The organism is Candidatus Zixiibacteriota bacterium (assembly GCA_040752815.1).
In the GTDB taxonomy this organism is placed as follows: Bacteria; Zixibacteria; MSB-5A5; order GN15; family FEB-12; genus JAGGTI01.
In genome coordinates this window covers 1-6,025 of the sequence record JBFMGC010000082.1, presented here as the reverse complement: position 1 = coordinate 6,025, position 6,025 = coordinate 1, and the positions used below count along the sequence as shown (strand labels likewise).

The following is a 6,025-nucleotide window of genomic DNA, read 5'->3' as shown; positions in this document are numbered from 1 at the left end:
GTATTCTCGCCTTGAATCGCCACTCATAATCGTGTCTCCCTTCGGTAACATCAATTATGAGGCAACGTATCAATTGCAAGCCTCCGTTTTCCGCGCTTCGGTAACATTAATTGTGAGGCAATTCGGGGTGCTCTGCGCCAGGGATCATTTATTGCTCTGCTCCGCGGCATCTATTATAGTCGCTGATATAGTCGCTGAACTAACCCAGGAGCGTCAGAAATATGCTTTCGATTTTTCGCACCAAATCGGTCGATGCTCTCATTCGCGAATCGCAGGATCAAGACCGCCAGCTCAAACGGGTGCTCGGCTCGTTCGACGTTACCATGATCGGGATCGGCGCGATTATCGGCGCAGGTATATTCGCCATGGTGGGCGAGGCGGCCGTAGGGGCGTCGAGCGGTTACCCGGCCGGTCCCGCCCTTCTCGTTTCGTTTATCCTGACCGCAATTGCCTGTGGCTTCACGGCGCTATGTTACGCCGAACTGGCGGCCATGGTGCCGATTTCGGGCAGTGCTTACACCTACTCGTACGCGACCATGGGTGAGCTGGCGGCCTGGATCATCGGCTGGGACCTTATTATCGAGTACGCCATCGGCAACGTGGCGGTGGCGATAAGCTGGTCGGGGTACTTCAACGATTTCATCCGCAATGCCTTCGGCTGGGACATCCCCACCTGGCTTCGCCTGGACTATCGCACTTTCGTCCAGAAGGGATTCGAGCTGAGTTCCGCCCCCGAGATTTTCGGCGTCCCGATCGTATTCAATCTTCCGGCGGTTCTGATCGTGCTGAGCCTGACAGTCATCCTCGTAATTGGCATTCGGGAGAGCGCCCGGTTCAACGCCGCGATGGTTGTAGTTAAGCTGGCAGTGTTGGCGCTGTTCGTAGGTATCGGATTGTACTACTTCCGGCCGGAGAACTGGACACCGTTTGCACCGGGCGGCTGGCGAGGGATCCAGGTGGGTGCGGCGACCGTGTTCTTCGCATATATAGGCTTCGATGCTACCTCGACTGTCGCCGAGGAGACACGCAACCCCAAGCGTGATCTGCCCATTGGTATTATCAGTTCCCTCGTCATCTGCACCCTGGTCTACATTCTGGTGACAGTCGCTTTGACCGGCATGGTGCCGTTTCTCGAACTGCGCACCAAGATCGCCGAGCCGCTCGTAGCCGGGCTCGAATACAACAACGTAGCGCCGTGGATTATCGCGATTATCTCTCTCGGATCGGTGGTCGCTCACACGGCCGTGCTGCTCGTATTCCAGATGGGCCAGCCGCGCATATTTTTCGCGATGAGCCGCGACGGACTGCTGCCGTCGTATTTCGCCAAAGTGCACAAGAAGTTCCGAACCCCGCATATCACCACGATCTGGACCGGGGCCTTTGTCGCCACCCTGGCGGCGTTCTGCAATATCGACGAAATGGCCAACCTTTGCAATATCGGGACGCTTTTCGCGTTTGTTTTGGTTTGTGCCGGAGTAATAATCTTGAGAATCAAGGACCCGGCCCGCCCGAGGCCGTTCCGCGCGCCCGGCGGCATTGTCACTGCGATCCTGGGGATCATCTTTTGCGGCTGGCTGATGGCCGGTCTGGACGAAGTCACCTGGCTGCGCTTTTTCGGCTGGCTCGCGCTGGGGATTATCATCTACTGGCTCTACGGTTCCCGGCGGAGCAAGCTCCGGTCGGGCTAAACCCTGCGCAAGGGCCTGGCCCAATTCTGGGGGTTGATTTTTTTCGGGCACATTGTATTTTGAAGCCGGAGATTATGGATACGGGCGCCAAGAATCTGCTCATCACGGGGGAGCCTGGGATCGGCAAATCGACGGTCATCCGGAAGCTGATCACCGAACTCAGGCCGTTCAAACCGGTCGGCTTCTATACGGCCGAGATTCGCAACAACGGCGTGCGGGTCGGCTTTCAGGCGATCAGTCTCGACGGGCGTCGGCGCAACCTGGCCCATATCGACATGCGCAGTCACCTGATGGTGGGCAAGTACCGGGTCGGCGTCTACGGCTTCGAGAAGTTTCTAAACGCAATCGATCTGACCGGTAACGACGGCCGCATTGTTATCATCGACGAAATCGGTAAGATGGAGTGCATGTCGCGGCGGTTTCGCGAGGTGGTGTGCGAGATTCTCGAACAGGATCGGATAGTCGTGGCCACCATCGCCAAGGAAGGTTTCGGCCTAATTGATAACATCAGGAAACGGGACGATATCACTCTTCTTGAGATGAATCGCCGCAACCGCGAGGAGATGGTGGGCAAGGTTCTTCGCAAGATTCAGCAGTTGCGGTTTAGCTAAAAGCGGAATCAACCCGAACGGGGAATCGCTCGATCATATAGTGGGCGGCAGACCTCCCGGTCTGCCCCGTCCAAATTCGATACACGGGCAGACGAGGACCCCGGATCAAATCCGGGGCAGGCTCTGCCGCGCACGGTGCAGAAGTTGCGGTCGAAACCCTGGCGCACCGAGACGCACGCCAGGCACAACTCTGACCTGGGAACACAAACATCGACCTCCCTGAATCTATTTGCCCCGGCAACCAGTCGTCGTTATCTTCCTCCTGGTAGAAAGGCGGGCCATCGGCCACGTTTGAGCCGATAACCCGCACTAGCGAGCGAGTGGTTGGACAATGGAACCTTCATGTTGCGACAAGCTTATCTATCTCGATAACGCGGCTACCTCGTGGCCGAAACCGGAAAAAGTCTACCAGTTCATGGTGGACTTTTATCGTAGTTGCGGGGTCAATCCGGGGCGGAGTGGTTTCGATAAGGCAATTGAGGCCGGCAACATAGTCGAGAACCTCCGCAAACGGCTGACCCGGTTTTTCGGCGGCGAAGAGAATCATCCGGAACGGCTCTGTTTCGGCTACAACGCCACCGATGCCCTCAACCTGCTCATTCAGGGGATGCTCAAGCCGGGCGATCATGTAATCACCACCAATCTGGAGCACAACTCGGTCATCCGCCCGATCCGGCATCTCATGCGCGACAGCGGCGTGCAGGCGACATTTGTGCCGTTTGATTCACGCGGGTTTGTCGATCCTGACGATATCAAGCGAGCTATCCGCAAGAACACCGCTCTGGTGGTCGTGAATCACGGCTCCAATGTGCTCGGCACTGTGCAGCCGGTGGCTGAGATCGGGCGGCTGTGTCATGACACTGATATCCGGTTCATTATCGATACGTCGCAGACCGCCGGCATGGTGCCGATTAACATGCGTGAGATGCATATCGACGCGCTCGCGTTTACCGGGCATAAGTCGCTGATGGCAGCGACCGGAATCGGCGGCCTGTGCGTGGGCGACGGGGTCGAGATTCGTCACACGCGTTCGGGCGGCACTGGTGTGAAGTCTGCTTATCCGTATCATCTCGACGAATACCCTTACCGGATGGAATACGGCACGCCCAACATGTGCGGGATTGCGTCGCTATGGGCCGGGCAGGACTGGATCGAGGAGCAGGGCGGGGTGGAGGCGATTCACGCCCGGGAGATGAAGCTGGCGAAGAAGCTGGTCGACGGTTTCAAGAAGATCGACGGCGTAACGGTTTACTGTAGCGATAGTCTCGCAAATCATCTGGCGACAATTACGATGAACGTCGATGGTCTCGAGGCGGGCGATGTCGGCATCATGCTCGATGTCGATTTCAATATCGCGACCCGGACCGGGCTGCACTGCGCGCCGCTGGTGCACGAGCAGATCGGCACTGCAGCCATTCATGGCGGCGTGAGGTTCGCAATCGGCCCGTTCAATACTGAGGCGCATATCGATGCGGCTATCGAGGCGATCACCGAGATTGCGAAACGTGCGCGGAAGATCAAGCGCCCAGTGATGCAGGGGAAGTAGGGCGCCAGTTCTCGGGTGGCCCGGCGCTTGCGGTGGGTTGGAAGATTACTTATGCTTGACCGCGCCCGATAGCCCTGTAGCCTACAGCTCTGCCGTGGGCAGGATGGGGCGTGAAGCAAGCCACTCTTGCCTCGACAAACAGGCAGTAAGGAGTACCATCATGAGCCACAAAGTCTATCTCATCGTCTCCGGAATCGTTTTCCTTTTGGTCGCGGCGATTCACTTTCTGAGGCTGGTCAATCAGTGGCCGGTCGTGGTAGGCACATCCGAGGTTCCGATGGCCGTGTCGTATGTAGGGTTGCCGGCAGCCCTCCTGCTCTGTATCTGGGCGGGTTGGTTACTCAGAAACAGCACAAGAAACCAGGGATAAAGTGACAACCCCGCAGCTCTGCCGTGGGTGCGGTGAACGCTTCGATGTCGGGTTTCGTCGCCGCTCGCTTCGCTCACGCCGCCGGAACGCCGACCTACGACTCTTGGATGACCCGGTCAAGCGGGCGCATGACAAATGGCAGGTATCTGCCAGCCCATTCGCGTCTGCCGTTTTAACTTCCTTTCTATCGAATACTCGCATAGTCTGACGGTACTGTTAGACGAGGTGATCATCGGCCGCATGATGCACCCCGTTGGCTCCTACAGAAAGGATACGCTATGCTGTTCATTATCGCTTTTCTCGTATCGGCAATCGCCTTGGTTGTCTGGATGCGGGCTTCCCGTTCCGCCGCGCGTAATATTGACATCGCAAGAACAACCCGCGCGGTGGCGCTCGCGGTCGCGATTGTCTTCGCTGTGATCGCCCTGGTCCAGTGTTTCACGCAGATTCCGGCCGGCCACGTAGGGGTGATTGACTTCTTCGGTATCGTTTCGTCCCGCACGCTGCCGTCCGGAATAAACCTGGTCAACCCGATGGCGCGCGTGATCAAGTTCTCCATCCAGACCAAGGAGCTGAAAGAGACGATGCAGGTGCTCTCGCGTGAGGGGTTGACTATTGGACTGGAAATCAGCGCGCTGTACCGCCTTAATCCGGATTCGGCGGCGTCAGTGTACAAATCGGTGGCCGGCGGTGACTTCGAAAATGTCCTCCTCGTGCCGCAGTTCCGGTCGATCAGCCGTGCTGTCACCGCCGGATTCCAGGCGAGCGCCCTCTATTCGACCGAACGCGAGAAACTTGCATCAACGGTTCAGGAAGAACTGGCCAAGACGATGGCGCTTCGGGGTGTGTATATAGAAACGACGCCTCTGCGAAACGTCCAGCTTCCGACCCAGTTGACCGAGGCGATCGAGCAAAAACAGCGCGCCGATCAGGAAAGTCAGCGAATGGAGTTCATCCTGACCAAGGAGAAACAGGAGGCCGACCGGAAACGGATCGAGGCGCAGGGTATCGCCGATTTCCAGACCATCGTGTCATCGGGTATCAGCGACCAACTCCTGCGCTGGAAAGGGGTAGAGGCGACCGAGAAGCTGGCCAATTCACCCAACACAAAGGTGATCATTGTAGGCGCCGGCAAGGACGGTCTGCCGGTGATTCTGGACACGAAATAGTACGGCAGCCCACCGCTCTACTGCCGGGACTTCAATCGGTGGGTTCCTCGGTCAAGCCGTGGAAAGACAGTAGCCAACCGTAGGTCGAAACCAGCTCCGCGCTTCGCGGGGCGGTTTCGACAATGTTTAAGGAGCGTGGAGCCACTAGCCTGTTGAGGCCTTCCTACCACCCCGGATCCGGTACCAGATTGCCGATTCATGCGCCCCCTGGCTCGCTTCTGTCAAAACAGCTCCGCGGGGCCGGTGACAATTGTTACCACCGGATAGCCGTCAAGCTGTGACGGCAGAGTCTTCTTGAGGGTACCGTTCTCCCTGGCCAGGTGAATCTGGATGCACCCCCGGCCACGGTCGACTCCCTCGGCCATGCCGATCACCCCATCGATGGCCATAATACGTGCTGCATGCTTGGAGATTACCTCCGCCGGGCTGAGTTTCTTGGTCATGGCGTCTTCATCGTGTGTCTGGAACAAACTGCACCTGCCTGCCGGCTCTGACAAATACACAAGCGCGCGGCGGGTCGGCCTCTCGCTCCGGGAATCGAAAGGAAAACAGATTCTACTTGCCGCAAATCGTGACGTTCAGCGCCTGGGTCACGTTTTGGATACGGTTGCCCCAGGTATACCCCTGGCGGTTACCGGCGA

At 57.8% G+C, this 6,025-nt stretch carries 7 protein-coding genes; 6 read left to right on the top strand and 1 reads right to left on the bottom strand.

Annotated elements, in window-relative coordinates; translation table 11 throughout:
* Positions 1-221 precede the first annotated feature (221 nt).
* From AB1772_12915 to AB1772_12895, 5 genes are all read left to right on the top strand, one after another.
* Positions 222-1,688: an amino acid permease gene (locus AB1772_12915; GenBank protein MEW5797242.1), complete on the top strand. Its 1,467-nt coding sequence runs from the start codon at positions 222-224 to the stop codon at positions 1,686-1,688.
* Between the two features lie 74 nt (positions 1,689-1,762).
* Positions 1,763-2,299 (top strand): nucleoside-triphosphatase, encoded by a 537-nt coding sequence (locus AB1772_12910; GenBank protein ID MEW5797241.1) that lies wholly within the window; start codon positions 1,763-1,765, stop codon positions 2,297-2,299.
* Between the two features lie 331 nt (positions 2,300-2,630).
* Complete coding sequence (locus AB1772_12905) at positions 2,631-3,845, top strand: aminotransferase class V-fold PLP-dependent enzyme (GenBank protein MEW5797240.1); 1,215 nt, start codon at positions 2,631-2,633, stop codon at positions 3,843-3,845.
* Between the two features lie 160 nt (positions 3,846-4,005).
* Positions 4,006-4,215 carry a hypothetical protein gene (locus tag AB1772_12900; protein MEW5797239.1) on the top strand — a complete coding sequence of 70 codons (210 nt, stop codon included), beginning with the start codon at positions 4,006-4,008 and terminating at the stop codon, positions 4,213-4,215.
* A 278-nt stretch (positions 4,216-4,493) separates the two neighbouring features.
* Positions 4,494-5,384: a prohibitin family protein gene (locus AB1772_12895; GenBank protein ID MEW5797238.1), complete on the top strand. Its 891-nt coding sequence runs from the start codon at positions 4,494-4,496 to the stop codon at positions 5,382-5,384.
* Positions 5,385-5,605: 221 nt separating this feature from the next.
* On the opposite strand, the gene AB1772_12890 is transcribed toward AB1772_12895, so the two are convergent.
* Entirely contained in the window at positions 5,606-5,827 is a 222-nt protein-coding gene (locus tag AB1772_12890; GenBank protein MEW5797237.1) for a hypothetical protein, read from the bottom strand.
* On the opposite strand from AB1772_12890, the gene AB1772_12885 reads away from it, so the two are divergent.
* On the top strand, positions 5,826-6,025 hold a 200-nt coding region (locus AB1772_12885), incomplete at its 3' end, for a hypothetical protein (GenBank protein ID MEW5797236.1). The two genes, AB1772_12890 and AB1772_12885, sit on opposite strands and share 2 nt — an antisense overlap.

Excerpts from the sequence above, each read along its gene's own strand:
- AB1772_12890 (MEW5797237.1), bottom strand. The coding sequence starts at position 5,827 with ATGACCAAGAAACTCAGCCCGGCGGAGGTAATCTCCAAGCATGCAGCA.
- AB1772_12905 (MEW5797240.1), top strand. The coding sequence starts at position 2,631 with ATGGAACCTTCATGTTGCGACAAGCTTATCTATCTCGATAACGCGGCT.
- AB1772_12900 (MEW5797239.1), top strand. The coding sequence starts at position 4,006 with ATGAGCCACAAAGTCTATCTCATCGTCTCCGGAATCGTTTTCCTTTTG.
- AB1772_12895 (MEW5797238.1), top strand. The coding sequence starts at position 4,494 with ATGCTGTTCATTATCGCTTTTCTCGTATCGGCAATCGCCTTGGTTGTC.
- AB1772_12910 (MEW5797241.1), top strand. The coding sequence starts at position 1,763 with ATGGATACGGGCGCCAAGAATCTGCTCATCACGGGGGAGCCTGGGATC.
- AB1772_12915 (MEW5797242.1), top strand. The coding sequence starts at position 222 with ATGCTTTCGATTTTTCGCACCAAATCGGTCGATGCTCTCATTCGCGAA.